Origin of the sequence: Sodalis sp. (in: enterobacteria), from assembly GCF_047607725.1 — a bacterium.
In the GTDB taxonomy this organism is placed as follows: domain Bacteria; phylum Pseudomonadota; class Gammaproteobacteria; order Enterobacterales; family Enterobacteriaceae; genus JBLKSS01.
This window is the reverse complement of record NZ_JBLKSS010000025.1, coordinates 1-25,739: the sequence shown is the minus strand read 5'-3', so window position 1 is coordinate 25,739 and position 25,739 is coordinate 1. Positions and strand designations below refer to the sequence as shown.

The window sequence follows — 25,739 nt, the reverse complement described above, 5'->3', positions numbered from 1 at the left end:
TCGACATTCTGCTGCCGCGTACCACCGAAGCGCAGACCGATATCGGCAGTAAAGTCGATCGCGATGTAAGCGCGCCGTGGAGGACGTCTTGAGGGTTTTGGTGGGGTTTGTTTCATGAATTGCGCCCATTAAAAAAATAATGGACATCATCTTCAAAAATTTGATGGAGAATTAACAGACGGCGCTGGGCGTACACTTACGATAACGTTACGGTAAACGGCTTATCCACCACCACATGCTTACCGGCCTGCAACGCCTCGCGGGCAAGGGGAAAATGGGTGTAGTTGGGCGTGGGAATGACGATCACATCGACATCGTCACGGTGGATAAGCTGCTGCGGATCATCGACAACCGTGACCTGCGGCCAGTCGGCGTGCACTTTGCCGGCATCGCTGGAGGACACCGCCGCCAGGGTCAGGCCCGGCGTCGCGTTGATCAAGGGGGCGTGAAAAGTTTTAGTGGCGAAACCATAGCCAATGATTCCGATACGAAGCGTGTCAGCTATAGGTTGTCCTCGATTGACGTTGACGCCGGCGGCAGCAATGCCCCCAGCGGCGTTAAGTTTACCGGACAACAATATCAATAAATTAGCCGTTCACGATAGCCTTTTCGTTTCTGGAAGACCAATTGACCGTCTGCGGCAGATCTTTCACCGGATAGTTGATTTCGCTGCTCTTGCGTCGAAAGTCGCGCGGGCTGACGCCGACCCGCTTGCGAAATACGCGGGAGAAATACAGCTGATCGTCATAGCCCACCACGCGGCCGATGGTGGCAATGGACTCCTGCGTCGTCTGCAGCAGCTTGGCGCTGATCATCACGCCAGCGCAGAATATTGATGCCCACCTGCTGACGAAACAGATGCGCCAGGCGCGACGGCGACAGACAGACGTGGCGGGCGACTTCATCGATGCGCAGCTCGCCCGACAAATGCGCCGTGATGAACTGGCACGCCTCAATGATGCGTGGATCCATGATTTTATTCGGACTTTGCGGATCTTCTTCCATTGCCCGCCGCTGCAGCCGCTCGAGCAAATTCATGCCTAGCTCTTCGACGAACCGCCGGCCGGAGCGCTGGGTTTGCTCGATATTGGCGAGCAGGCGATCAAATTCCGTCACCAGCGCCTCGCTGCCCAACCGCAGCCGGCCTATATCGTGCATTTTGCTGTGCCACTCCAGCTAGTCTGCCCAGTAAGCCCGCGGCCGGAAATAGACCCAGCGGTGATACCAGCAATCCGCGTCGGGCGAGCGGCCGTAATAGTGGGCGGACTTCGGCGGGAATAACAGCAAATCGCCGGGAGTACATATAAAAGCCTGATCACCCTCGAATATCCGCCCTGGCCTTTGACCGTCAAATTCAGAATATAGCCTTTCATGCCCTCGGGGCGGTCAATATAAAAGTCCAGCGGGCCGTTGGCGATAATCGGCGTCAGACCTGCGACCAGATAGGCATTGAAGGCATAGCCCGGCAGCAGAGGGTTCGACTGCGTTTCATGATTGATACGATGATACATCTTTCCTCCCGACGCACGAAACCGGCCCGCTACAGCGTGCGTTTGGATTTTTGTTTATAGCAGTCGAAAATCACCGCCGCCAACAAAATGACCCCGCGCACCACATATTGCGAAAACGGCGAGATATTAAGCAAATTCATGGCGTTTTCCATCGTGCCGAGGATCAGCACCCCGGCCACGACGTAGGAGATTTTGCCGATGTCCCCCTTAAGGGATACGCCCCCCAGCCCGCACGCTGAGATGACGATAAGCTCATAACCGAGGGACGTCATCGGCTGGCCGCTGGTCATCCTTGACGCCAGAATGATCCCCGCCACCGCCGAGACCAGCCCCGACAGCACAAAGATAATGATCTTGGTGCGCACCACCGGCACGCCCGCCAGTCCGGCGGCCTCTTCATTACCGCCGATAGACAGCGTATTGCGGCCGAAGGTGGTTTTGTTCAGCAAAAAACCAAACACAATCATGCACAACACCGTTATCCAGATAGGCGCCGGCAGCCCCAGCCAGTTGGCATAGCCCAGCACAAAAAAACGCTCGTCCTCAATACCGACCGCTTTTCCGTCGGAAATGATGTATGCCAGACCGCGCACGATCTGCATTGTCGCAAGCGTGGTGATGAGCGCATTGATTTTCAACCAGGCGATAACGATACCGTTCACCAGTCCGGAAATCACGCCCAGCAGCAGCCCGGCGGCCACGCCGATCCAGAGGCTTTCGGTCACATTAATGACCACCGCGGCGGTCACCCCGGAGCAGGCAATAACCGACGCTACCGACAGGTCGAAATCGCCGGAGGCCAGACAAAACAGCATACCGCAGGCGACGATGCCCGACATGGATATGGCCAGGCCCAGCCCTTTCATATTGATGAAACTTGCGAAATTGGGCACGAAAAGCGCGCAGGCGACAAACAACGCCGTGAAGACCACCAGCATGCCGTAATTGTCCCAGATGCGGCTGATGCTCCGGGATTTGGGGGCTTTGCAGGGGTTGAGGTAACGGTAGATATGGTAGACTCCTTCCCGGTCAGAACTGCGCATCGGCGGTGCGGGTGTCAGGAGTGGTTAACATGGCCAGACTCAGCGCTTTTTGCTCGGTGGCCTCCTCATGGCGTAATTCGCCGGAGATAGCCCCTTCGCGCATCACGACGATACGATCGGCAATCCCAAGCACCTCCGGCAAATCGCTTGAGGCAAACAGCACGGCGATGCCGCGCCGCGCCAGGGCATAAATCACAGCGTAAATTTCATGTTTAGCGCCCACATCAATGCCGCGGGTCGGCTCGTCGAGCATGATGACTTTCATGTCCTCAGACAGCCAGCGGCCGAGAATCGCCTTTTGCTGATTGCCCCCGGAGAGATTCATAATCAATTGCGTGGCGGCCGGCGTCTTGATATTGAGCGCCGCGATATGGTGGCGGGCGTTTTCCGCCTCCCACGGCGCATTAATCAGGCACCCGACGCGCAGGAATTTGCGCCGGTCGCTAATATTGATATTGTCCTGTACCGAATGAACGGGAATGATGCCGTCGGCTTTGCGATCCTCTGGGCAAAGCATCAGGCCGTGGCGAATGGCGTCGGCTGGGCTATCAAAGGCGAGCGACTGGCCATCCAGCAGCAACTGGCCGCCAAGCAGGCGCGTACCGCCGAAAACCCCCTTCATCAATTCGCTGCGCCCCGCGCCCACCAGGCCGAACAGACCTACGATTTCGCCGGCGAGAACGCTGAGCGACACCGGCGATTTCACCCCTTCCGCCCGCACGGCGTTCAACGCGAGGCGCACCTCGCCATGGGGCCTGGGCTGATAGCCGTAAATATCCCCCAGACTGCGCCCCACCATCGCCTGCACCAGTTGGTCGTAGGATACCGAGGCGGTATAGGTAAACGTCTGCACATAGCGGCCATCTTTGAACACGGTGATAGCATCGCTCAGGGCAAAAATCTCCTCCATACGGTGCGACACATACAAAATCACCCGCCCTTCGGCGCGCAGTTCGCGAATCACGCGAAACAGCTGTTCTATCTCCCGTGCCGATAGCGAGCTGGTCGGTTCGTCGAAGGCGATAATTTTCGCGTTGCGCGCCAGCGCCTTGGCGATCTCCACCATCTGCCACTGGCCGATGGACAGGTATTTCAGCGGCGTATCCGGCGCGATATCCAGCCCCAAATGCGCCAATTGCAGCTGGGCTTCATAATGCAGAATACGGCGGCGCACCAGGCCACCGCGTGCGGGCAATTGGCCCAGGTAAATATTTTCCGCCACCGTCATCTCGGGTACTAAATGCAGTTCCTGATAGATAATGGCAACGCCGGCGTTCAGCGCATCAAGGGTGGTTGCAAACCGCACCGGCTGGTCTTTAATCACTATCTCACCCTGCGACGGCGTATAGCTGCCGCTGAGGATTTTCAACAGCGTCGACTTGCCGGCGCCATTTTCGCCCATCAGGGCATGGATCTGGCCGGGATAACAGTCAAAACTGATGGCGTCCAACGCCTTGACGCCGGGAAACACTTTGCCAATGCCGCGAAACGACAGGTAAGGCGGTGTCGTGGTCATGAATACATCCTCGAATAGCCGCGCCTGTTACCCCGGCGGCCGGAGCCGCGGCGAGGGAATTACGTCATCATGAGACGGGCCGCCACGCGGCGGCCCGTCAACCGACAGGACTGATCACAGCCCTTTTTTGTCCAGCTCCTGCTTGAAATTGGCGCGGGTGATGAGCACCACATTGGTCACTTCGGTGAATTTAGGCGGCTCCACGCCTTTGGTCACCCACTGATCCAGCATTTGGATGCTCTTATAGCCATGTACGTCCGGGCTCGGCAGCAGCGAACCGTAGAAACCGGTGGCGTTGGCTTTTGACAACTCACTTACCGCGTCAACGCCGTTTATGCCGATACCAATGACATTTTCGGCCTTGAAGCCCTGTCCTTCAGACGCGCGCACGCTGCCCAGCACCGTATTGTCGTTCATACCGATAATCAGCCAGTTCTTCACTGCCGGGTGCTGAACCAACAACGAGTTGGCCGCGTCGAAGGCGCCCGGAATATCGTTGGATTTAGTGGGGACCTGATAAATTTGCTTTTCCGGGAATCCCGCGGCCTTCAGCGCGTCCATGGAACCCGTGGTCCGCCGGCGGGCGGTGTCCAGTTCATTGGCGGTGATGGCCATCACGCCGGTGTCCTGCACCTTCCAGCCGCGTTTGTTCATCTCTTTCCACAGCTCTTGCCCCTGCAGCTCGCCGATTTTGGTGGCGGCCATCATGACCAGCGGCACACTGCCCATCGGCTTGCCTTTGACGGTGACGAATTGATCGTCCACGGCGATGACTTCCTGATCATAGCTGCGCGCCTTGGCGACGATCGCCGAACCGAGTTTGGGATCCGGCGTGCATATTACGAACCCTTTCGCCCCGCTGGCGGCCAGGCTGTCGATGGCGTTGAGGGTCTTTTCGCCGTCCGGCACGGCGATCTTTATCACCTCGAAGCCCAAATCCTTGCCGGCTTTATCGGCAAAACGCCATTCGGTTTGGAACCAGGGTTCCTCGGGCTGTTTCACAAAAAAACCGAGTTTTAAATTGTCAGCCATAGCCGAATGATACATAACCGCGGCCAGTCCGATAGCCGCTAATACCTGAGTGAATTTATGCATGTGATTCTCCGATTTTAGTTATCATCGTGCTCCGTTGCCGGCGAGCGTGTAAACGTTCTCATAGAATCTTCGGGTTATCTCCATCGGGCAATAATGCACATTGATACCGCATAATTCCGCCCGCCAGAGGACAGACCGGGGTAGTTTTAGCCTGTAAATGTCAGCCAGAGGTAGAGCGTTATCACATTTCCCAAGAACAGCAGATAACTCCATAAATTCAGCTAATTTAACCTGCTATTAACCTTTGATGTCGCTCACAAAATGACCATAAGCAGCAGATTTGTGCATACATCCAGCTAACCCCTCCTCACCGCCCGCGCCATTAGTCCTTATGGTAATCCTCATCGTTAGCGCAACGGGCAAGGGAGAGTGAAATGAAGAATGCGGCCATCAGTCTGGGACTGGACTTCGGCAGTGACTCGGTTCGCGCCTTGGCGGTATCCTGCGCCCCCAGCCAGGAGCTGGCGACCGACGTGGTATGGTACCCACGCTGGTTCGCCGGCCGGTTCACCCGCCCCGCCATCAAGTCAGTTTCGTCACCATCCGGCGGATTACCTGGAATCCATGGAACAGGCCCTGAAGGCCGTCATCGGACAGCTTTCCCCCGCACAGAGTCAGCAGATCGTCGGTATCGGCGTTGATACGACCGGGTCGACGCCGGCGCCGGTGGATGCCGAAGGCCGCGTGCTGGCGCTACGCCCTGACTTCGCCGACAATCCCAACGCCATGTTCGTCCTGTGGAAAGACCATACCGCCATCGATGAAGCCGAGGCCATCACCCGCCTGTGCCGCCAGCCCGGCCAGGAGGACTACACCCGCTATATCGGCGGCGTGTACTCCTCGGAATGGTTCTAGGCCAAAATCCTGCACATCACCCGCCAGGATGAGGCCGTACGCCGGCATGCGGCTTCCTGGGTCGAACTGTGCGATTGGATCCCGGCGGTATTGTCGGGAACCACCCAGCCGGCGGCGCTGCGCCGCCGGCCATAAATCCCTCTGGCATCCCGACTGGGGCGGCCTGCCCCCCGCTACGTTTTTCAACGCTCTGGATTCGCTATTGACGCGGCACCTGACCTGGCCGCTGTTCAGCGACACCCAAACCGCGGAACAACCGGTGGGCCGGCTGTGCGACGAGACGATTGGGCGGCCAGGCTCGGCCTGTCACAAGAGGTTGCCATCGCCGGCGGCGCTTTCGACTGCCATATCGGCGCCGTGGGCGCACAGCCTTACACGCTGGTGAAAGTCATTGGACCTCCACCTGCGACATTCTTATCGCCGACGCTGACCGCGTCGGTCAACGCTCCATCGCCGGCATCTGCGGCCAGGTCGATGGCAGCGTCGTGCCGGGCTTCATTGGGCTTGAGGCGGGTCAGTCGGAATTTGGCGATATCTATATCTATGCCTGGTTCGCCCGCCTATTGGACTGGCCGTCGCAGCCGATCCGTCACTCGCCGCCACGGTTGCGCCGGTGCGGGAGACCCTATTGTCCAGGCTGGCGGAAAGCTGGGCGCAGGATCTGCAGCTGGATCATCTGCCCGTCGTGCTTGACTGGTTCAACGGCCGACGCCCCCCTTACGCCAACCAGCGTTTGCAGGGGGTGGTGACCGGTCTGACGCTGGCCACCGACGCGACCGCCTTTGGCGCCCGCGCCATCATGGAATGCTTCGAGCAGCAGGACATTCCGGTGGAAAACCTGCTGGTCATGGGCGGCATCGCCCGCAAATCCCCCGTGATCATGCAGGTGTGCGCCGACATCATGAACCGGCCGCTGCAGTTGGTGGCCTCGGATTCAGTGCTGCGCCCTCGGCGCCGCCATTTTCGGCGCGGTGGCGGCGGGAGCGTTTGCGGATATCGCCAGCACCCAGCGGGTCATGGCCAGCCCGATTGAACGCATGCTACAGCCCGATGTCCAGCGGGCACAGCGTTTCGAGGCGCTGTACCAGCGCTATCGCCGGATCACATTCTCGCGCTCTGCCGTGACGCCAATTACCAGCCCCGCTGCCTGGGCCTAATAACCTGGCTGCATACCTTTTCTCCGGCCAAAATGTGGATAGGCGGACTGACTATTCTGCATAAGCTTTTACTGCAATTTCACACCCAATTTAACGATAAGGTTCCCTGGCAGACCATGGATATGGACTTCATGAACCTTAACCAAACCGCGCACGGCGGGCGTGAATTCGGTTTTATCGGCGCGCGCATGCAACTGGCGCATCAGGTTGTGGTCGGCCACTGGCGCGATCCCCGCACTCACGCGGAGATCGGCGACTGGATGCGCGCGGCGCGCGGCCGTCAGGAAAGTCAGCAGCTGGTCGTCGCCCGTTTCGGCGACAATATGCGTGAGGTGGCGGTGACCGAAGGCAACAAGGTCAGTGCGCAGATCCAATTCGGCTACTCGGTTACCGCCTACGGGCTGGGCGATCTGGATGCCCTTATCGACGAATATGAATCGCGCTATATCCTGACCCCGGCGGTGCAGACAGGCGGCGACCGGCGGGAGAATTTGCTGGATGCGGCACGTATTGAGCTCGGACTGAAGCGATTTTTGCAGCAGGCCGGCTGTCAGGCCTTTACCACCAATTTTGAAAACCTTTACGGGTTAAAGCAGTTGCCGGGACTGGCGGTGCAGCGGCTTATGGAGCAGGGCTATGGCTTCGGCGGCGAGGGCGACTGGAAGACCGCCGCCCTGCTGCGCATTTGCAAAGTCATGGCGGCGGGACTGCCGGGAGGAACCTCGTTTATGGAAGATTACACCTATCATTTCGAGCCCGGTAACGATCTGGTGATGGGCTCGCACATGCTGGAAGTCTGCTCGAGCATCGCCCGCGAAGAAAAACCCTTGCTTGATGCGCAATACCTCGGCATCGGCGGTAAAGCCGACCCAGCGCGGCTGCTGTTTTCTACACCCGCGGGACCGGCGGTGGGGGCCTCAGTTATCGATCTGGGCTCCCACTTTCGCCTGCTGGTGAATGTAGTAGACACCATCGAACAGCCGCAACCTTTGCCCAAACTGCCGGTAGCGCGCGCCATCTGGCGTGCCCAACCATCTCTGGCGGTCGCGGCGCAGGCCTGGATCACTGCGGGCGGCGCTCATCATACCGTGTTTAGCCAGGCGCTCACGCTCGCGCCGCTGCGTCTGTATGCAGAAATGAATAATATTGAATTAATGGTGATAGATAATGAAACGCGCCTACCCGATTTTAAACAGGCGCTGCGCTGGAATGAACTTTATTATAAACTCGCGGCAAGTTAATGTGCTGAATAACAATATCTATTAATCGACATTGCGCGCCGTATCGTTATCCATTGCAATTGCGGCGCCTTTATTTCGGTTCGGGCAGGCGTGAGCCAGGCTTTCCGCCATTGAGCGGCATTATGTCGGCCGAATCGATGTCAACGCGGGTATTTTTCCATGTTTTTGCGTTTTTTGACAGGAATTTCTGGACAGGCCGGCCGTACGGAATATACTACGATGCTTATATTCCCTTCCCTGAAAGTGCAACATGACTGCCCACGATTATTTGCTGAAGTTTCGTAAGGTAAACACATCTGAAAGTCTGGAAAAACTGTTTGATCATTTAAATTATTCCCTGACCGATGATGCTGAAATTATCAACATGTATCGGGCAGCGGATCATCGCCGTGCTGAATTAGCCGCCGGCGGACGTTTGTTTGATCTCGGACAGGTACCGAAAGCGGTTTGGCGGTATGTGGTGTGACGATGCCCTCCTCTGAACTCGCGCCCGCGTCCTATCGGCGGCTGGCTATGGGCGGTCGTCGCCTGGCTTGGCATGACGCTGTTGAGCGTCACCGCAATGCTGCTCGTGTATCTCTGGTTTTTGATACAGCACGGCGGCGCCTTGACGCCGGGCGGCATCGCCAGCCTACTAACCTCCGCGGTGATGTGGCTTTTCACCTTCTGGCTGCTGCGGCTCCTGTTTCGCCGTTCGCGGTGCTTCCCCCGCCTGCTGATCCTGTGGCTGCTGGTAGGGGTATTGCTCGGCATCCAAACCTTCGCCTTCGCCCCGGTCAGTGATAATCTGGCGCTGCGGGTGTTGTTCCCGCCCGTTCTGGCCGCGGCGGTGCTGGTGCCCTATATCAAGCGCTCGCAACGCGTGCGTCAGACGTTTATCCTGCCCTGAGCCGGGGCCGTATCCACGCCGATAAGGCTGAATGGCTCGTCGTCGTTAGACGGACCGGGCGGACTAGCCCCTGGCTCGCGGTGAAAGAGGCGCTGATGGCCGTCCAGCGGAACATCCCTCATTGTTCGCGCGCGTGAAGTGGGTTGTCGAACGCCCGTCAATCCCGGATAATGCCCGCTGTTTCTTAATTTAGGTATGGCAATGAATGGTTACCTGATGCTGTTCGTCGGCACCGTGCTGGTGAACAACTTTGTGCTGGTCAAATTCCTCGGGCTGTGCCCCTTTATGGGGGTTTCCAAAAAAGTGGAGACCGCCCTGGGCATGGGTATGGCCACGACGTTCGTCATGACGTTGGCGTCGATTTGCGCCTGGCTTATCAATGATTTTATCCTGCTGCCGCTAAATATTCCCTATCTGCGGACGCTGGCGTTTATTTTTATTATCGCGGTGGTGGTGCAGTTTACCGAACTGGTGGTGCGTAAAACCAGCCCGGCCCTCTATCGGCTGCTCGGCATCTTTCTGCCGCTTATCACCACCAACTGCGCTGTCCTGGGCGTCGCGCTCCTAAACGTCAATGAAAACCACAATTTCCTGCAGTCCGCCCTTTACGGTTTTAGCGCCGCCGCCGGTTTCTCGCTGGTGATGGTCCTGTTCGCCGCGATCCGCGAACGGCTGGTGGTGGCGGATGTCCCGGCGCCGTTCAAAGGCTCGTCTATCGCCCTCATTACCGCCGGGCTGATGTCGCTGGCCTTTATGGGCTTTACCGGACTGGTGAAGGTCTGATGTTGACGTTCTGGCTGGCTGTCGCCGCACTCAGCGTTCTGGCATTGGTGGCCGGCGCGCTGTTGGGCTTTGCCACCCGTCGTTTTCATGTCGACGCCGATCCGGTGGCCGAGCGCATTGATGCCCTGTTGCCGCAAAGCCAGTGCGCCCAATGCGGCTATCCCGGCTGTCGTCCCTATGCCGAAGCGGTGGCCGGCGGCGCCCCGATTAATAAATGTGTGCCGGGCGGCGAGGCGGTGATGCTGAAAATCGCTGCGCAGCTTAGCGTCGATCCACAGCCGATGGCAGGGGATGCCGCCGCACGTCCTGAAACGCGGGTGGCCTGGATAGACGAAGGCAACTGTATCGGCTGCACCAAATGTATTCAGGCCTGTCCGGTGGATGCGATTGTCGGCGCCACCCGCGCCGTGCATACCGTGGTGAGCGATTTATGCACGGGCTGCGATCTTTGTGTCGCGCCCTGTCCCACCAACTGCATCGAAATGCGGCCGCTCGCCGTCACGCCCGAAAGTTGGAAATGGGATTTGCACGCCATTCCTATTACGGTCATTCAGCAGGAGCAACATGTTTAATTTATTGTCCGCCCTGCGCAAACAGCGACTCTGGGATTTCCCGGGCGGCATCCATCCTCCCGAGATGAAAAGCCAGTCCAGCGGTGTGGCGCTCAATTCTTTGCCGCTGCCCGACAAACTGATTATCCCCCTGAAACAGCATTTGGGCCCGGAGGGAGAATTGCGGGTGACGGCCGGCGAGCAAGTCCTGCGGGGCCAGCCTTTGACCGCAGGCAGCGGCCGAACCTTGCCGGTACACGCCCCCACTTCCGGCACCATCGCGGCGATTACGCCGCACCGGACCGCGCATCCGTCGGGGTTGGCGGAGTTAAGCGTTATTTTATTGCCCGACGGCGACGACCGCTGGGTAGCGCGTCAGCCGCTGGCGGATTTCCGCCAATGTTCGCCGGCGCAGCTGCTCGATCGTATCCACCAGAGCGGAATCGCGGGTCTGGGCGGCGCGGGCTTTCCCACCGCGGCCAAACTTAGCGGCGGGATGCCTGGGGTAGAGACCCTCATTATCAACGGCGCCGAATGCGAGCCTTATATCACCGCCGACGATCGGCTCATGCAAGAACATGCCGGTGACATTGTCACCGGCATGGCCATCTTGCGCCATATGCTGCAACCGCAGCGCCTGCTGCTGGGTGCTGAGGACAACAAACCCGACGCGATTACCGCCCTGAAAGCCGCGCTTCGCGATTGCCCGGTCGGTGAACTGCGGGTCATTCCCACCAAATATCCTTCCGGTGGCGCAAAGCAATTAACCAAAATTTTGACCGGCAAAGAGGTGCCCGTAGGGCAACATTCCGCCGCTATCGGCGTGGCGATGTTGAACGTGGGTACCGTCTATGCCATCAAGCGGGCGATTATTGATGGCGAAGCGCTGACCGAGCGCGTGGTGACGCTGACCGGCGAAGCGCTGGCGCGGCCGGGCAATGTCTGGGCACGCCTTGGTACGCCGGTAAGCCACCTGCTCACCCACGCCGGCTTCACGCCCGCCGCACAACCGATCGTTATAATGGGTGGGCCGCTAATGGGCTTTACCTTACCGGCGCTGGACGTGCCGGTGGTTAAAATCAGCAACTGCCTGCTGGCACCGTCCGAGCGTGAACTGGCGCCGACCGAGCCGGAGCAAAGCTGTATCCGCTGCAGTCGGTGCGCGGATGCCTGCCCGGCCAGTCTGCTGCCGCAGCAACTCTATTGGTTCAGCCGCGGGCAAGAGCACGATAAGGCCCGCCAGCATCACTTGTTTGATTGCATTGAATGTGGCGCCTGCGCCTATGTCTGCCCCAGCAATATTCCGCTGGTACATTATTATCGCCAGCAGAAAGCGGAAATCCGCGCGCTAGACGATGAAGCGCGGCGCGCGGCGCAGGCCAAAGCGCGCTATGAAGCGAAGTTGGCACGGCGCGAGCGGGAAAAACAACAAAGGCTCGCCCGCCATCAGCAGGCAACGGTGAAACTCGATGCTGCCGCCGTTCCGGCCCCCGGCGCGCTGGACAGCCCAGAGCCAGTCAACGCCGCCACGCCGGACGGTTCGCCGCAAAATGCCTCCGCCGCCGCGCGGCCGCCGCAGGAAAACACCCCGTGCCGACCTACCGGAGATAACATCTTGAGTGACAACGTCACTGTCGCCGACACGGCGACGACACCCCCCAGCGCATTAACCCCGTCGCCAACGCGCGATAATCACGGGGCTGCTGCCCCCGTTCACCACGCCGCATCGCCTAGCGTGGTCAATGCCGATCCGCCCAAGGAGGCTGTTGCCGCCGCTATCGCCCGGGTCAAAGCCCGGCGGCAAGCGGCCCAGGCAACCGCGCCACCACCACGGCGCGAAACAACCCGGCCATCAGCAGACGGCGATAGCGCCATAAGTGACAATGTCATGAAATCGATGATTGCCTCTGCGGCAAGCGCGGCGTCACATCCTGCGCTCGCCGCCGGCGCGGCGATCCCCGCCCGGCAGAAAGCGGAGCATAATGTTGCCGCCGCGACCACAATTTCGTCTGAAGAGGACTAGATGGCGTTTAGAATTGCAAGCTCCCCCTTCACCCATAACCGGCAGACCACCCGGCAAATCATGATTCAGGTCATGCCTGCCTGCCTGCCCGGGCTGGCGGCATTAGCGTATTTTTTCGGCAGTGGCATCGTTATTCAACTGGCGTTGGCCTGCGCCACCGCGCTGATTGCCGAGGGTGTGGTGCTCAAGCTGCGCCGTCAGCCGCTGGCGGACCGGCTTAGCGATGGATCCGCCCTGCTTACCGCCCTTCTGCTGGCGCTGAGTTTGCCGCCGCTGGGACCGTGGTGGATGATAGTCCTGGCGACGGCGTTCGCGATTATTATCGCCAAACAGCTGTACGGCGGGCTCGGCCATAATCCCTTCAATCCGGCCATGGTGGGATATGTGGTGCTATTGATTTCCTTCCCGGTACAGATGACCAGCTGGTCGCCGCCGCAAAGCCTGCTGCTGCATCCGGCCTCCCCGACCGACAGTATGGCGCTTATCTTTACCGGCGCCACGCCGGACGGTCTGACGCTCGCCCAACTGCGCGCCACCGTCGATGGCGTTACCCAGGCTACCCCGCTCGACGGTTTTAAAACCGACCTGCGTACCTGCACGCTGACCGCGGTAAACTACCGCTGGGACTGGCAGACGAGCGCGGGATGGACCTGGGCCAATATTGGCTTTTTACTGGGTGGGCTATATCTGATCTGGCGGCGGGTAATTAGCTGGCATATTCCCCTTAGCGTCCTTGCCGCCATGCTGATTTGCGCCGGTCTCGGGCATTGGCTGGCGCCAGCGGTAAGCGCACCGCCTTTACTGCACCTGTTTTCCGGCGCTACGATGCTGGGTGCGTTTTTCATTGCCACCGACCCGGTCACCGCCGCGACCACCGTCAAAGGGCGGCTTTTCTTTGGCGCGTTAACGGGTCTGTTGGTATGGCTTATCCGTACCTGGGGAGGTTACCCTGATGGCGTGGCCTTCGCCGTACTGCTGGCCAATATCTGCGTGCCGCTGATCGATCACTACACTCAGCCGCGCGCATATGGCCATCGCTAAGGAAGGTAGGATGTTAGAGACAATAATGAGGAAGCACGGCACGACCCTTGCCGTATTCGCCGCCCTCGCCACCGGGCTGACGGCGCTGGTCAATAGCCTGACCACAAGTACCATTGAACGGCAGGCGGCCAGGCAGCAAATGCAATTGCTCGATCAGGTGGTGCCGCCGAATCTTTATAATAACCAACTGCTGGACGAGTGTTATCTGGTGACCGACCCGGCACTCGGCAGCAGCGCGCCGCACCGGCTTTATTTGGCGCGCAAAGATGGCACGCCGGTAGCGGCAGCGGTGGAGTCCACCACGCCGGACGGCTATTCCGGCGCCATCGAGTTACTGATTGGCGCGGATTTCTCCGGCAATGTATTGGGCGCCCGGGTGACGCGCCATCATGAGACGCCGGGACTGGGCGACAAAATCGAGCTGTGCATTTCGGATTGGATCACCCACTTTAGCGGCAAATCCCTGCGCTCGGATAACGACAAAAGTTGGGCGGTAAAGAAAGACGGTGGTATGTTCGATCAGTTCACCGGCGCCACCATTACTCCGCGGGCAGTGGTCAATGGCGTAAAACGCACCGCCGGCTTTTTGAAAAAGAACCTTAACGCGCTGGAGCAGATGCCGCATGAATGAAGCGAAACACATCATCATCGAGGGCCTGTGGCGCAATAACTCGTCGCTGGTACAGTTACTGGGACTGTGTCCGCTGCTGGCGGTATCGAACACCGCCACCAACGCGCTCGGACTGGGGCTTGCCACCACGCTGGTGCTGGTTTGTACCAATACCGCGGTGTCGGCCCTGCGCCGCTGGATCCCGGGCCAAATCCGCATTCCTATTTATGTGATGATAATCGCCTCGGTCGTCTCAACGGTACAGATGCTTATTAACGCCTACGCGTTTGGCCTTTATCAATCTCTCGGCATTTTCATTCCCCTCATCGTCACCAATTGCATCGTCATCGGTCGGGCGGAAGCCTTTGCCTCACAGCGGCCGCCGTCGCTGGCGGCGCTGGACGGTTTCGCCATCGGACTGGGCTCAACCTGCGCGTTGCTCCTTCTCGGCGCCCTGCGTGAGCTCCTCGGTAACGGCACGCTGTTCGATGGCGCCGATCAATTGCTGGGCGGCTGGGCGCGCGTGCTGCGCATCGAGGTGTTTCACACCGACACGCCGTTTTTGCTGGCGATGCTGCCGCCCGGCGCGTTTATCGGCCTAGGCTTTATGCTGGCGGGAAAATACCTTATTGATCAACGCATGAAAGCCAGGCAGCCGAAGGCGACCCGACCGGTAGTGCTGCAACAGGGACAGCCATTAGCCGATGAATAAAACCAAGCGTTATGACATTCTTTGTCGCCTGCAGCAGGCCAATAATCCTCATCCCACCACCGAGTTGGTGTACCGTTCGCCTTTCGAGCTATTGATTGCGGTACTGCTCTCCGCCCAGGCCACCGATGTCAGCGTCAATAAGGCCACCAACCTGTTATTCCCGGTGGCCAACACGCCGCAGGCCATGCTGGCGCTGGGGGAGGACGGCGTCAAAAGCTATATCAAATCGATAGGACTCTTTAACAGCAAAGCGGAAAATATCATTAAAACCTGCCGGCTGCTGCTAGAACGGCACGAGGGCGAGGTACCGGAGGACCGCGCCGCGCTGGAGGCGCTGCCGGGCGTCGGGCGCAAAACCGCCAATGTCGTGCTTAATACCGCTTTCGGCTGGCCGACGATTGCCGTGGATACCCATATCTTCCGCGTCGCCAACCGTACTCGCTTTGCGGTTGGCAAAGACGTGGAAGCGGTGGAGCAAAAGCTGTTGGCCGTCGTGCCAAAAGCGTTTCAGGTCGATTGCCACCACTGGTTTATTCTCCACGGCCGCTATACTTGCATCGCCCGCAAACCGCGCTGCGGCTCCTGCCTGATTGAAGATCTGTGTGAGTACGATCAAAAACATTATCCGCAATAACCTGTCCTCGGCGCCCCGACCTTTCAGGGCGTCACGCCGGCAGCGGCCTGACGCGGCCGTTGCGGGGCGGGCCATACAGACCGCCCGGGACGGCCATTGACGCCGCGGCGCCGACCGTGTCCCCTTCGCCCGTTTAGGACGCCGTTGCGAAAAGCCGCTTAGGGCAGTGGCCGAAGTAAGCGCCCCGTGGAGGACGTCTTGAATTATTGGTAGGTTTGTTGTATGGCCCGGTAAGAATATGTTCCACTACGATGCCTAGTGAACCCGCATCCTATAAGGGACGGCTGTCAGATCATGGATAATCCGGTGATGATAGTGTCCACTTAAATTTTAATGGACACTATCACAAACTTCAGAACCACTAATTTCATATCACTCAAACCGGGATGGAAATAAAAGATATTAAAATCAATACAATATGAAAATGCAATGAGGATAAGCGTGTAACGTAGGTTTACTGTCTCATACAACAAACCCACCAATAATTCAAGACGCCCTCCACGGGGCGCTTACGCTGGCTGCATATTCTGGCCTGGACCGTTAACAGCCCCTACCGCGCCCGCGCGCTGCTGGGCTGGGGCGTGGATACCCTTTGCACCGACCGCATTGACCTGATTGACGCTGACTTCGCCAATTCTTGAGGCTGAGACGCGGGCGGTTAGCGCCGCTCAGCCTCCGCTCGGTTACGCCATCCCTCCGCGCCCTTTGCCGGCTAAGCGACGATGCCAATTGTAGCCACCGTATTGACCTGATAAATGCTGATTACGTCGCCTATTGCGTTCGCGGCGATGCCCGTCCGCGCCCCGGGTGCGCCACACCGACTGCTAAGGTTGATTTCGCCGCGTGCGCTGCTGGTTGGCTTCCTGCTGCTGCTGCAGTTGCTGACGCTGCTGTTGGGTTTGCTGCTGAAAGCGGGTTTTCTGCTGTTGAGCGCTATTGTCCATATGGTTCTGCAACTGTTGCTGCGCCCGATTGGGGGGATTCTCCACCGGTGGCCGCGGTTTTGTCGCCGCCAGCGCCAGCGGTGCGAGCAATAGAAGCGGTGCTGCCCAACCCAGTGTCACCAGGTATTTTTTCATGATGCTCTCCTGCCGGAATTCATAGCTTATCTTACACCTTAAACGCGCAATATGCCGGTGTTCGGCCAATCATTGATGGAAAAGAGAGGGGATATTGGTAACGTATCAATGATTAGCCCATCATTCATCGACAGAAGTCATTATGAGGTTATCTTCCTTGCCGCGCGTTAAGGTCTGTATCATGGCGCTGACGTTGCTGGTGGCGGCTGCGCCATTTGCACAGGCGCAGACTGCGGCACCGCTTAGCTACGGCGTTGAAAACGATATCTTTCATCCCGTTACCGCGCCCCACGGCATGGTGGCGAGCGTGGATAAAACGGCGACCGAGGTGGGGGTGGCTATCCTGCGCCAGGGCGGGAATGCGGTTGATGCCGTGGTGGCGGTGGGGTTCGCGCTGGCGGTCATCCATCCCCAGGCCGGTAATTTGGGCGGCGGCGGCTTCATGCTGCTGCGTACGCCGGCTGGGCAGACCGTGGCGATCGATTTCCGCGAGATGGCGCCGCAGGGCGCCACGCGCACGATGTTTATTGGCGCCGATGGTAATGCCGACAGTCGGCTCTCCCTGACCAGCCCGCTGGCCTCAGGTACGCCAGGGACCGTAGCGGGTCTGACCATGGCGCTTAGCCGCTACGGCTCAATGGATTTGGCGCGGGTAATGCGGCAGGCGATTGGGCTGGCGAAACAGGGTTTCATCGTCAATCAGGCGCTGGCGGGTGATTTGGCCCATTATGGCCGGGAAAATCTGGTTCATTATGCCAACAGCCGCGCCGTTTTTTTTAAAGCGAACGGGCAGCCCTATGCCGCGGGGGAGAGGCTGCGGCAGCCGCAGTTGGCCCACAGTTTAACACTTATTGCCCATCAGGGACCGCGCGCGTTTTATCACGGGGACATCGCCAGCCAGATTGTCGCAGAGATGCGCCGGTGCGGCGGCCTGATTAACTGCCAGGATCTGGCCAATTATCAAGCGGTGGAGCGCCGGCCGGTGGTGGGCAGCTATCGTGGTTATCAAATCTATTCCATGCCGCCGCCGTCCTCCGGCGGTGTGCATATCATTCAGATCCTGAACATTCTGGAGAATTTCGATCTGGCGAAAATGGGGGCCGGCAACGCCAACGCGATACGCGATACGCGATACAGGTGATGTCAGAAGCAATGAAATATGCCTACGCCGATCGTTCGCAGTACCTGGGCGACCCGGACTTTGTCTCGGTTCCCGTGCAGGCCCTGATTAGCAAGGCCTATGCTAAAACGCTGGCGCAGCGTATCGACCTGAACCATGCGCGGCCCTCTTCCGCCATTCGACCTGGGCAATTGCCGCCTTATGAGAGCGATCAAACCACCCACTACTCGGTGGTCGATAAAAACGGATTCGCGGTAGCGGTCACCTATACGCTTAATACTTACTTCGGCCGCGGTATTATGGCTGGCAACAGCGGTATTTTGCTGAACAATGAAATGGATGATTTTTCCGCTAAACCCGGCTCGCCCAATATTTTTGGCCTGATAGGCGCAGACGCCAACGCCATTGCCCCGCGCAAACGCCCCCTTTCCTCCATGTCGCCGACCCTGGTGGTCAAGGACGGTAAAATTTGGCTAGTCACCGGCAGTCCGGGCGGTAGCCATATCATCACCACCGTGCTGCAAATGGTGGTCAACACCATCGATTTTGGTATGAATATCGCCGAGGCTACGGCGGCGGCGCGATTCCATCAACAGTGGACGCCCAATGAGTTACGCCTGGAAAAGGGGTTCAGCCCCGACACGCTTCGCCTGTTGCGGGAAAAAGGTCAGCCTATAGCGATAAAACCGGTGATGGGCAGTGTCCAGAGTATTATGCGTCTGCCGGACGGTACGCTGGCCGGCGCCTCGGATCCGCGTACCCAGGATGATCTGACGGCCGGCTATTGAATCTGAACAGGACAGTCGACAAGTGAAAGCGGTTACGCGCGCAAGGGAAGACAAGCGCGTTTCCGCTGAACCGGCAGGCGCTAGATGTGTTCAACTTATGAACACCTGTCAACCTGATTGCCATATTCTCCGTCACCGCTTTCCGTTACACTGGCGTTTTCAATTTGCGAGATTGCGCAACGTGCTGCTGTTGATCATCACCACCATTCTGTGGGCTTTTTCCTTTAGTTTGATTGGCGAATATCTCGCCGGCCAAGTGGACAGTACCTTTTCGGTATTGGTGCGATTGGCGCTGGCGGCGCTGGTATTTCTGCCATTTGTCCGCTGGCGGGGTTACCGCGCGCGGCAACTGCTGGCGTATATGGCGGCGGGCGCCTGCCAGCTCGGCATCATGTATTTGTTCAGCTACCAGGCCTATCTTTATTTGACCGTGCAGGAATTTTTGCTGTTTACGGTACTGACGCCGCTGTATGTCACGCTCATCTACGATCTGTTGCGTGGCCAGCGTTTGCGCTGGGGTTATTTGGGCAGCGCACTGCTGGCGGTCGCCGGCGCGGCAATAATCCGTTACGACCACTTGAGCCAACATTTCTGGTGGGGGTTAATGCTGGTGCAGGCGGCCAACATTTGTTTCGCCGTCGGCATGGTGGGCTATAAACGACTGATGGAGGTTTGGCCTATGCCGCCGCATACGGCGTTCTCCTGGTTTTATCTCGGCGCGTTTTTGGTGGCCGCTATCGCATGGTGCCTGTTCGGTAACGCGACTAAATTGCCCACCACTACGCTGCAGTGGGGGATCCTTATTTGGCTGGGCATTGGCGCGTCCGCCCTGGGCTATTTCATGTGGAACCATGGCGCCACTCAGGTGGACGCCGGTACGCTTGGTATCATGAATAATGTCCACGTTCCGGCAGGCCTGTTGGTCAATTTGGCTATCTGGCAGGAGCAGCCGCGCTGGCCGAGTTTTATCGTTGGTGGAGCGGTCATTATGGCCTCGCTGTGGATACATCGGCGCTGGGTGGTGTCAACGGCAACACGTCAGGGGGAAACGCGCGATGCGTGAACCTATAGCGGTGTTCACGCGCGGCCCTGTTGGCTAACGCCCGATGGCGACGCAACCGCCGGCACCGGTGCCGCGATCCCGGATGCGCTTTTACCGCCATGCTCATACCTAAGGCCTGCGCCTTAGGTAGAAAGTCAGGTATTTAACGGATAGAAGGCATAACATATACCGTTAAAATAAAATGCATATACTGATTTTTACCAGGGTGGGGATAATGGCGCCGGCATTGACTATTTTCGTGAAAAGTAATCATTTCTCATTGAATAACTAGTACAAGTCGCTTTTAATACCCTCAAGGCACGGTGATCAGGCCGCTGAATGAAATGACAGTCATTGTTGATGAATTAACCCTGTGGTTAACAGGTCGTGCGGGCTTTATTCAAAATAAGCTTGAGGGCTTTACTTTTATGAAATAAATACGCAGGGTCATCGGTGCTGATGATGTGATGTTAATCCCAGCCACCCATGGTGGCGATGTTACCATGCGCGCGATGAAAGGGGATAGTGGTGGCGCCAATGTCATCAAGGGCGCTGGGGGAGGTGTCTAGAATAAGATCTCCGCAGGAAAATTAATGCGGTTTGGCTTTATGCTATGCCCTTTTGTTAAAAGAGTGGTGTGATAATGCTTATTCCTTAATGCCTAGGGCAGGTGATATTTTAACACTCTTTTACCCAGCAGAAAGCTATCGATTTTTATTCTGCGAACGGTGGAATGATACGGTATGGCGCGGTAGCTGGGCGGTTTGCACAAATATAGACCATAGGCGGAAGTCTTTACCCAGCGGCGGGGTGCCGCCATTCAATGTTGGAAAATGCGTCGCCATAATTGGAATAGATAGCCAGCAGATCGTTCTGTAAAAATGATGCCATTGCGAGCGCGGGAAAGGTTTGGCCCCGGTTCGCCTTCTCTATCGCGCAAAGAACGAAAAAAATAAGCCATAGGCTTAACTGCGTTGAAATGAGCCATTAAATAACATATTCACGACAGTAGGGTCGTTTCATAATAATAGGAGCCAGAATGACCGTTTATGATCTTAGCGCAACGCGCTGCGCTTTATTTTCCAAACATGCGGTGCAAGATTACAGCGAGAGCAATAGGCAATCTGCTATTTCGCCGAAAGGATGACTGGAATATCTCATCAATTTATTCATCTCCGGTAGCGTACGAAAGACGTATTCACTGCAATACGATAAATTTACCCAAGCGCTTACCTCCCATACGCCTTCCCATTGGTATAACGGTGAGGTGAGGGTAGAGGTAAAAATTACGGAGCCGGATAATCACACACTAGTTGAAACCGTGGACCAAGATCTCTTTACCCGCACCTTAACGCTGCTACTGTTACAAAAACGGACCCCTCATTCCTCCAATCAATATTCACTGACCGAGGAGGGGAAACTAAACTTGCGCTGCGCCGATTTAAACGGTTACGTTTTGCGTAATATCAATTTGCGCGAGGCTGACCTGGAAGGCGCCAGTTTTGCGTATGCTAATTTGTCGTGGGCTGATCTGCGCGGCGCGAATCTGGAGGAGGCGGATATGCGCCGTGCCATTCTCGAGGGGACCTGCCTGGCGGATGCGAATCTGAAGTTCGCATGGCTGTCTGAAGCCCATTTGCATCAGGCGACGCTGACGGGCGCGGTTTGTTACAAAACCAAACTGCGGCAAGCTTGCCTCGCCGGTGCCGATCTCAGACACGCCGATCTCTCGTATGCCGATCTTTCCCGCGCCGATCTTAACTACGCCGACTTTAGCCATGCGAATCTCAGCAAGGCCTGCCTGAGACAGACCAAGCAGAACGGTACCCGCTTGGCGCACGCGAATCTCAACGGGGCCTTTGTTGACAGGCGGCATTTCGACGGCGCCAATTTGAGTGAGGCCCACCCGCGGCCTTTTGTTAATGAGGTCCCCGTCACCGAATTATGAGCCTCGCTTTCGGAGCGGCACTGCTCCCTCTCTCCACTCAGCGAGAGGGGAAATCTTATGCGTCAGACCGCCAAGAGGCCGCGGGCCGTTGCGTTGATGGCGTGAATCGGCAAAGGGCAAACATCGGGCAATACGTATTGTCTGAGCGGAGCCTCACCGAATTAGCGGATGTATAGCATTAAGTAAGGGATGTTGGCGGGTTGCTCAGTCCCCTGTGGAAGGTCGCCCGCCGCTGTGGCATCGGTCACCGGTGGCTTAAGCGTTCGGTGCAGTGGCGTCAATCGCCGGCTGTTTAGGTTTCCGTCGCTGTTGCGTCGTTCGCTTAAGCACACGGCGCAGTAATGTCGATCGCCGGTCGTTTCGGCGTCCGCTGCTGGGCGCCGAACTCAGTGTTATCTGTCGCTAAGTGGCCAGTCGCCAAGTCGCGCCAGAAGACTACAGGTTTGCTTCGGCGCAGCGGACATAGGGCAAATGGGCGCAGGCGTGTTGCTGGGCAGAGCGGATGAACGCCTCGGTTGCCGGCTGGCGCTGTTCGCCGTCGCGCACGGCGGCATAGAGACGGCTCCACAGCCCTTCGCCAAGCGGCCGGGTGGCGATAAGCCCCTGGCATTCAAAACTTTCCACCACCCAATGCGGCAGCGCGGCGATACCCATGTGTGCCGACACCATTTGAATCAACAGCAAAGTGTTATCAACGGTTTTGAGCATCGGGCTAATGCCCGCCGGCTGCAGGAAATGGCGCCAAATATCCATGCGGTTGCACTGTACCGGATAGATCAACAACGTTTCCTGGTCCAAATCCTGCGGCTCAATGACCTCCTTGGCCGCCAGCGGATGATCCGGCGACACCACTAGCCGAACCTCAAAATCGAACATGGGCGCATAAAAAAGCCCGCTGCGCGGCAAGATATCCGAGGTGAGCACCAAATCCAGTTCGCCCTGTTGCAGCGCCGGTTGCGGATCGAAGGTGACGCCGGAGCGAAAATCCATCAATACCTGTGGCCACTGTTGGTGAAATTCCACCAACGCCGGCGTCAGCCACTGGATGCAGCTATGGCATTCGATAGCTAAACGTAGCGTGGCCTGATGCGGCTGCTGGCAGGTTTGCAGCGCCTGCTGCACCTGCGGCAGGATTTGTTCGGCCAGTTGCAGCAAAATTTCTCCCTGCGGCGTAAAACGCAGCGGCTGGCTTTTGCGCACGAACAGGTGAAAGCCCAGCCGCTGTTCCAAATCGCTGAACTGATGGGACAGCGCCGATTGGGTCTGGTGTAGCTGCGCCGCCGCCGCCGCCAGCGAGCCGCTGTTACGCAACGCTTGCAGCGTTCGCAGATGTTTGAGTTCGATCATGAGAGTGTTTCACCTGCAAGTGAATAATTTGCGCTTGTGAACTGTACATTACATGGTGATTATGGATGTGTAAACATCTGGACGTCTAAATGGGAGAGGGTAATGGCAATTCTGAGTCACACACTGGGTTTTCCCCGCGTCGGTCTGCACCGGGAATTAAAGAAAGCGCAAGAAAGTTATTGGGCCGGGAATATCAGCCAGCAGCAGTTGCTGGAAACCGGCCGCGAACTGCGGGCGTGTCATTGGCAACAGCAGAAAGACGCCGGGGTCGACCTTCTGCCGGTGGGTGATTTTGCCTGGTACGATCATGTTCTCACCACCAGTCTGATGCTGGATAACGTCCCGGCCCGCCACCGCAGCGGCGCGAACGCCAGCGATATCGACACGCTGTTTCGCATCGGCCGCGGCCGCGCCCCGACCGGTGAGCCCGCCGCCGCCGCCGAAATGACCAAATGGTTTAACACCAATTACCACTACATGGTCCCCGAGTTTACCCTTGGACAGCAGTTCCGCCTGGGCTGGACCCAACTGCTCGACGAAGTGGACGAAGCGCTGGCGCTAGGCCACCGCGTCAAGCAGGTGCTACTTGGGCCGGTCAGCTACCTGTGGTTGGGCAAGGTGAAGGGGGAAGTCTTTGATCGCCTGTCCTTGCTGCCGGCGCTGCTGCCGGTGTACCGGCAGGTGCTGGGTGAACTGGCGAAACGCGGCGTGGACTGGGTGCAGATCGACGAACCGGCCCTGGTGCTGGAGTTGCCGCAGGCGTGGCGTGAAGCCTACCGCGATGCCTATCAAGCGCTGCAGGGACAGGCGAAACTGCTGCTGACCACCTATTTCGATAGCATCCGGCATCAACTGGATATTATCACCGCGCTGCCGGTACAGGGGCTGCATGTGGATCTGGTGGCGGGCGACGACGACCTGACCGACCTGCATCGGCAACTGCCGGCGGAGTGGGTGTTATCCGCCGGCGTCATCAACGGGCGTAACGTCTGGCGCGCCGATCTGCAGAGCTGGTTTGAACAACTGCGTCCTCTGGTGGGCAAACGCGAGCTGTGGCTGGGATCGTCTTGTTCGCTGCTGCATAGCCCCATTGATTTGAGCACCGAAACGCGGCTGGACGAAGAAGTGAAGAGCTGGTTTGCTTTTGCGCTGCAAAAATGCGCCGAGCTGGGTCTGCTGCGTGCCGCGCTGAATGCGCCGGATGAGACGCATCAGGGCGGGCTGGCCGAGTACAGCGCGCCAATCCGCGCCCGCCGCCACTCCAGCCGGGTGCATAATCCAGAGGTCAAAGCGCGTCTGGAGAAGATTACCGCCGCCGACAGCCAGCGCCAGCAGCCGTACGCCGCCCGCGCCGCCGTGCAACGCGCACGCTTTAATCTGCCCGCCTGGCCAACCACCACCATAGGATCTTTCCCGCAAACCACGGAAATCCGCGGTCTGCGCCTCGATTTCAAACGCGGGCGTCTGGATGGCGGCCGCTATCGCACCGGCATCAGCGAGCATATCAAGCAAGCCATTGTCGAGCAGGAGCGCCTGGGGCTGGATGTGCTGGTACACGGCGAAGCCGAACGCAACGACATGGTGGAATATTTCGGCGAGCATCTGGACGGGTTTGTCTTTACCCAGAACGGTTGGGTGCAAAGTTACGGTTCGCGCTGCGTGAAGCCGCCCATTATCATCGGTGATATCTGCCGCCCTGAGGCGATTACCGTCGAATGGGCGCGTTATGCCCAATCGATGACCGACAAGCCCGTAAAAGGCATGCTGACCGGTCCGGTCACCATTTTGTGCTGGTCTTTCGCCCGCGAGGACGTGAGCCGTAAAACCATTGCCCGGCAGATTGCCCTGGCGTTGCGTGATGAAGTGGCGGATTTGGAACAGGCCGGTATCGGCATCATTCAAATCGACGAGCCGGCGCTGCGCGAGGGCCTGCCGCTGAAACATTCGGCCTGGAACGACTATTTGACTTGGGCGGTGGAAACCTTCCGGCTGAACGCGGCGGTGGCGCAGGACGACACCCAAATCCATACCCATATGTGTTATTGCGAGTTCAACGACATTATGGATTCCATTGCGGCGCTGGATGCTGATGTCATCACCATCGAAACGTCCCGGTCGGATATGGAACTGCTGGAAACCTTTAAGGAGTTCGATTATCCCAACGAAATCGGGCCTGGCGTGTATGACATTCACTCGCCGAACGTACCGAGCGAGGAGTGGATCGTCGCGCTGCTGCGTAAAGCGGCCCAGCGTATTCCGGCGGAACGCCTGTGGGTGAACCCCGACTGCGGATTGAAAACCCGCGCCTGGCCGGAAACGCGTCAATCGTTGGCCAATATGGTGACCGCCGCCAAAAAATTGCGCGAGGAGCAGCGGTAAACGAGAGCGCCGGTTCGCCGGCGCTCTTTGTTGGTAGGGAAGGCGGTTACGCGGCGCCAATCAGCAGTTTAATGGAATAATAAGCCTCAGTCGGGAAAGGTTGCTCCACACCAGGGAAATCCCCGTAAGGGCAGAACGTACCGGCGTTTATACCAGCGCGGCAGCCACTAGCAATCCGGTTAAGGTGGAGCCGCATTCTCCCGGGGCGCTTGCGCCCCTTTTTTGTTGGCCAGAGGTAAGCGTACGCCCAGCGCCGTATTGACAGTTATTCAGCAGGGATGGTGAGGTTCCACGGCAGGAGCTCTTTGATTTTGTTGATGGGATGATCCGCGATAATCGCCAGCACATGGCGCAGATACGCTTCCGGCTCCACGC

General features: G+C 58.1%; 19 protein-coding genes and 6 pseudogenes. 16 read left to right on the top strand and 9 right to left on the bottom strand.

Going from position 1 to position 25,739, the window contains the following annotated elements; all coding sequences use genetic code 11:
* Positions 1 to 199: 199 nt before the first annotated feature.
* From ACMX3H_RS03065 to ACMX3H_RS03040, 6 genes and pseudogenes are all read right to left on the bottom strand, one after another.
* A pseudogene (locus tag ACMX3H_RS03065) lies at positions 200 to 505 on the bottom strand (Gfo/Idh/MocA family oxidoreductase); the annotation flags it as partial.
* Between the two features lie 82 nt (positions 506 to 587).
* Positions 588 to 1,511: pseudogene (araC, locus tag ACMX3H_RS03060) on the bottom strand (arabinose operon transcriptional regulator AraC).
* 29 nt (positions 1,512 to 1,540) lie between these two features.
* The gene (gene araH / locus ACMX3H_RS03055) at positions 1,541 to 2,554 is read right to left on the bottom strand and encodes an L-arabinose ABC transporter permease AraH (protein ID WP_415209758.1); all 1,014 of its coding nucleotides are present in this window, start codon (positions 2,552 to 2,554) and stop codon (positions 1,541 to 1,543) included.
* A complete protein-coding gene (gene araG, locus ACMX3H_RS03050; protein ID WP_415209757.1) occupies positions 2,541 to 4,070 on the bottom strand; it encodes an L-arabinose ABC transporter ATP-binding protein AraG in 1,530 nt (509 codons plus the stop codon). The genes araH and araG overlap by 14 nt, the downstream gene beginning before the upstream one ends.
* A gap of 114 nt (positions 4,071 to 4,184) precedes the next feature.
* Positions 4,185 to 5,165 carry an arabinose ABC transporter substrate-binding protein gene (locus tag ACMX3H_RS03045; protein WP_415209756.1) on the bottom strand — a complete coding sequence of 327 codons (981 nt, stop codon included), beginning with the start codon at positions 5,163 to 5,165 and terminating at the stop codon, positions 4,185 to 4,187.
* A gap of 322 nt (positions 5,166 to 5,487) precedes the next feature.
* The gene (locus tag ACMX3H_RS03040) at positions 5,488 to 5,676 is read right to left on the bottom strand and encodes a hypothetical protein (RefSeq protein ID WP_415209760.1); all 189 of its coding nucleotides are present in this window, start codon (positions 5,674 to 5,676) and stop codon (positions 5,488 to 5,490) included.
* Here ACMX3H_RS03040 and ACMX3H_RS03035 point away from each other — a divergent pair.
* The 12 genes and pseudogenes from ACMX3H_RS03035 to ACMX3H_RS02980 all read left to right on the top strand — a co-directional run.
* Positions 5,597 to 7,177: pseudogene (locus ACMX3H_RS03035) on the top strand (ribulokinase). The gene ACMX3H_RS03040 and the pseudogene ACMX3H_RS03035 sit on opposite strands and share 80 nt — an antisense overlap.
* Positions 7,114 to 8,418 (top strand): annotated as a pseudogene (gene araA, locus ACMX3H_RS03030) (L-arabinose isomerase); the annotation flags it as partial. The pseudogenes ACMX3H_RS03035 and araA, both read left to right, overlap by 64 nt.
* A gap of 250 nt (positions 8,419 to 8,668) precedes the next feature.
* On the top strand, positions 8,669 to 8,884 hold the full coding sequence (ydgT, locus tag ACMX3H_RS03025) for a transcription modulator YdgT (RefSeq protein WP_011411276.1): 216 nt from the start codon (positions 8,669 to 8,671) through the stop codon (positions 8,882 to 8,884).
* 12 nt (positions 8,885 to 8,896) lie between these two features.
* Positions 8,897 to 9,307 carry a DUF2569 domain-containing protein gene (locus tag ACMX3H_RS03020; RefSeq protein ID WP_415209759.1) on the top strand — a complete coding sequence of 137 codons (411 nt, stop codon included), beginning with the start codon at positions 8,897 to 8,899 and terminating at the stop codon, positions 9,305 to 9,307.
* A gap of 201 nt (positions 9,308 to 9,508) precedes the next feature.
* Positions 9,509 to 10,090 (top strand): electron transport complex subunit RsxA, encoded by a 582-nt coding sequence (rsxA, locus tag ACMX3H_RS03015; protein WP_415209755.1) that lies wholly within the window; start codon positions 9,509 to 9,511, stop codon positions 10,088 to 10,090.
* The gene (rsxB, locus tag ACMX3H_RS03010; protein ID WP_415209754.1) at positions 10,090 to 10,662 is read left to right on the top strand and encodes an electron transport complex subunit RsxB; all 573 of its coding nucleotides are present in this window, start codon (positions 10,090 to 10,092) and stop codon (positions 10,660 to 10,662) included. The genes rsxA and rsxB overlap by 1 nt, the downstream gene beginning before the upstream one ends.
* The gene (rsxC, locus tag ACMX3H_RS03005) at positions 10,655 to 12,664 is read left to right on the top strand and encodes an electron transport complex subunit RsxC (RefSeq protein WP_415209753.1); all 2,010 of its coding nucleotides are present in this window, start codon (positions 10,655 to 10,657) and stop codon (positions 12,662 to 12,664) included. The genes rsxB and rsxC overlap by 8 nt, the downstream gene beginning before the upstream one ends.
* On the top strand, positions 12,665 to 13,705 hold the full coding sequence (rsxD, locus tag ACMX3H_RS03000) for an electron transport complex subunit RsxD (RefSeq protein ID WP_415209752.1): 1,041 nt from the start codon (positions 12,665 to 12,667) through the stop codon (positions 13,703 to 13,705).
* A gap of 10 nt (positions 13,706 to 13,715) precedes the next feature.
* The gene (rsxG, locus tag ACMX3H_RS02995; protein WP_415209751.1) at positions 13,716 to 14,336 is read left to right on the top strand and encodes an electron transport complex subunit RsxG; all 621 of its coding nucleotides are present in this window, start codon (positions 13,716 to 13,718) and stop codon (positions 14,334 to 14,336) included.
* Positions 14,329 to 15,027 (top strand): electron transport complex subunit E, encoded by a 699-nt coding sequence (locus ACMX3H_RS02990; protein WP_415209750.1) that lies wholly within the window; start codon positions 14,329 to 14,331, stop codon positions 15,025 to 15,027. The genes rsxG and ACMX3H_RS02990 overlap by 8 nt, the downstream gene beginning before the upstream one ends.
* On the top strand, positions 15,020 to 15,661 hold the full coding sequence (nth, locus tag ACMX3H_RS02985; protein WP_415209749.1) for an endonuclease III: 642 nt from the start codon (positions 15,020 to 15,022) through the stop codon (positions 15,659 to 15,661). Before ACMX3H_RS02990 ends, nth begins: the two co-directional genes overlap by 8 nt.
* Positions 15,662 to 16,179: 518 nt before the next feature.
* Positions 16,180 to 16,302 (top strand): annotated as a pseudogene (locus ACMX3H_RS02980) (glycerophosphodiester phosphodiesterase family protein); the annotation flags it as partial.
* A gap of 183 nt (positions 16,303 to 16,485) precedes the next feature.
* On the opposite strand, the gene ACMX3H_RS02975 reads toward ACMX3H_RS02980, so the two are convergent.
* Complete coding sequence (locus tag ACMX3H_RS02975; RefSeq protein WP_415209748.1) at positions 16,486 to 16,740, bottom strand: hypothetical protein; 255 nt, start codon at positions 16,738 to 16,740, stop codon at positions 16,486 to 16,488.
* Positions 16,741 to 16,921: 181 nt separating this feature from the next.
* On the opposite strand from ACMX3H_RS02975, the pseudogene ggt reads away from it, so the two are divergent.
* From ggt to ACMX3H_RS02960, 3 genes and pseudogenes are all read left to right on the top strand, one after another.
* Positions 16,922 to 18,648, top strand: a pseudogene (ggt, locus tag ACMX3H_RS02970) (gamma-glutamyltransferase).
* Positions 18,649 to 18,829: 181 nt separating this feature from the next.
* Complete coding sequence (locus ACMX3H_RS02965; protein ID WP_415209747.1) at positions 18,830 to 19,711, top strand: carboxylate/amino acid/amine transporter; 882 nt, start codon at positions 18,830 to 18,832, stop codon at positions 19,709 to 19,711.
* A gap of 1,246 nt (positions 19,712 to 20,957) precedes the next feature.
* Positions 20,958 to 21,638 carry a pentapeptide repeat-containing protein gene (locus ACMX3H_RS02960; RefSeq protein ID WP_415209746.1) on the top strand — a complete coding sequence of 227 codons (681 nt, stop codon included), beginning with the start codon at positions 20,958 to 20,960 and terminating at the stop codon, positions 21,636 to 21,638.
* A 435-nt stretch (positions 21,639 to 22,073) separates the two neighbouring features.
* Here ACMX3H_RS02960 and metR read toward each other — a convergent pair whose 3' ends face one another.
* Entirely contained in the window at positions 22,074 to 22,985 is a 912-nt protein-coding gene (metR, locus tag ACMX3H_RS02955; RefSeq protein ID WP_415209745.1) for an HTH-type transcriptional regulator MetR, read from the bottom strand.
* Between the two features lie 102 nt (positions 22,986 to 23,087).
* Here metR and metE point away from each other — a divergent pair, with 102 nt between their 5' ends.
* Entirely contained in the window at positions 23,088 to 25,364 is a 2,277-nt protein-coding gene (gene metE, locus ACMX3H_RS02950; RefSeq protein ID WP_415209744.1) for a 5-methyltetrahydropteroyltriglutamate--homocysteine S-methyltransferase, read from the top strand.
* 265 nt (positions 25,365 to 25,629) lie between these two features.
* Here the strand turns inward: metE and ACMX3H_RS02945 are convergent.
* A partial coding sequence (locus ACMX3H_RS02945; protein ID WP_415209556.1) for a transposase domain-containing protein occupies positions 25,630 to 25,739 on the bottom strand: 110 nt, incomplete at its 5' end.